At 73.4% G+C, this 1,374-nt stretch carries 2 protein-coding genes; one reads left to right on the top strand and one right to left on the bottom strand.

Going from position 1 to position 1,374, the window contains the following annotated elements; translation table 11 throughout:
- Positions 1-253: 253 nt before the first annotated feature.
- Positions 254-709 (bottom strand): carboxymuconolactone decarboxylase family protein, encoded by a 456-nt coding sequence (locus ACFU99_RS43775; RefSeq protein ID WP_384404375.1) that lies wholly within the window; start codon positions 707-709, stop codon positions 254-256.
- A gap of 116 nt (positions 710-825) precedes the next feature.
- On the opposite strand from ACFU99_RS43775, the gene ACFU99_RS43770 reads away from it, so the two are divergent.
- Positions 826-1,374 (top strand): sigma-70 family RNA polymerase sigma factor (locus ACFU99_RS43770; protein WP_384404373.1); only part of this gene is annotated, 549 nt, incomplete at its 3' end.

Genomic DNA, 1,374 nt, shown 5'->3' with positions numbered 1-1,374 from the left:
GGTCATCCCGGCGACGCGGAACCTCGACGCGCCGGACCCGGCCGTGGAACTCGACATCGTGGCCGGCGGGCCGCGCCGGGGCCCGGTCGCCGCGGCGCTCGCGAACTCCTTCGGCTTCGGCGGGCACAACGCGTCGCTCGTCTTCACGCCCGCTCCCTGACCGCTCAGCCGTCGTCCAATGCGCCGGGGCCCGGCCGGACCGCCCCCCGCGCGGCCCGGTCCGGTCCCTTCGCGGTCCGGTCCCGGCGCGCGGTTACCAGGCCGCGCCCGCGGGCTGCCTGGTGGCGGCGTTGATCCGGTTGAAGAGATTGGTCAGGCCGATCCACAGGACCAGGCCCGCCAGTTGCTTCTCGTCGTGGTGGCGCGCGGCCTCGTCCCAGACCTCGTCGGGCACCGGGTCCGTACGGTCGCTGAGGCGGGTCGCGGCCTCGGCGAGCGCGAGGGCGGCGCGCTCGGCATCGGAGTAGTAGGGCGCCTCGTGCCAGGCCGCCAGCGCGAAGAGCCGTTCGTCGCTCATGCCGGCCTTCTTGGCGTTGCGGGCGCCGCCGTCGACGCAGTAGCTGCATCCGTTGATCTGGCTCACGCGCAGGTGCACCAGTTCCAGCGTCGCCTCCGGCACACCGCCCTGCTTCGCGGCCTTGGCCACGTCGAGCACGGCGGGCAGCGCCTCGGGGATGAGCGTCGCGGGGTTCTTCATACGTGCCTGCATCATCGTTCTCCTCTGATCGCGTCTGATCGCGTCTGATCGCATCCGGTCCCGCTCGTCACATCCGGCGGGATGCGTCCGTCACAGTGCTGACGGATCGCGACAGGAGAATGTGACTGATGGACGAGAACGACTTTCCGGCGGACGGCTTCCCGGCGGGCGGCTCCCGGGCAGACGGCTTTCTGGCGGACCGCTTTCTGGCGGACCGCTTCGAGGCGCATCGCGGCCGGCTGCGGGCGGTGGCGTACCGGATGCTCGGCTCGCTGGCCGAGGCGGACGACGCCGTACAGGAGACCTGGCTGCGGCTGCACCGCTTCGACACCGGCGACGTGGCGAACCTCGGCGGGTGGCTGACGACCGTCGTCGGCCGGGTGTGCCTGGACATGCTGCGTACGCGCGCCTCGCGGGGCGAGCGGCCGCTGGACGTACGGGTGCCGGACCCGGTGGTGAGCGGTCCGGCCGGGCCCGACCCCGAACACCAGGCGCTGCTGGCCGATTCCGTCGGGCTCGCGCTGCTGGTCGTGCTGGAGACGCTGGGCCCCGCCGAACGGCTGGCCTTCGTCCTGCACGACATGTTCGCCGTGCCCTTCGACGAGATCGCCCCGATGGTCGGGCGCACCCCGGCCGCGGCGCGACAGCTCGCCAGCCGGGCGCGCCGCCGGGTGCGG

The sequence above is a fragment of the Streptomyces sp. NPDC057654 genome, assembly GCF_042800135.1.
GTDB lineage: Bacteria > Actinomycetota > Actinomycetes > Streptomycetales > Streptomycetaceae > Streptomyces.
The sequence above is the reverse complement of the archived record's forward strand: the minus strand, read 5'-3'. Positions and strand labels throughout refer to the sequence as shown.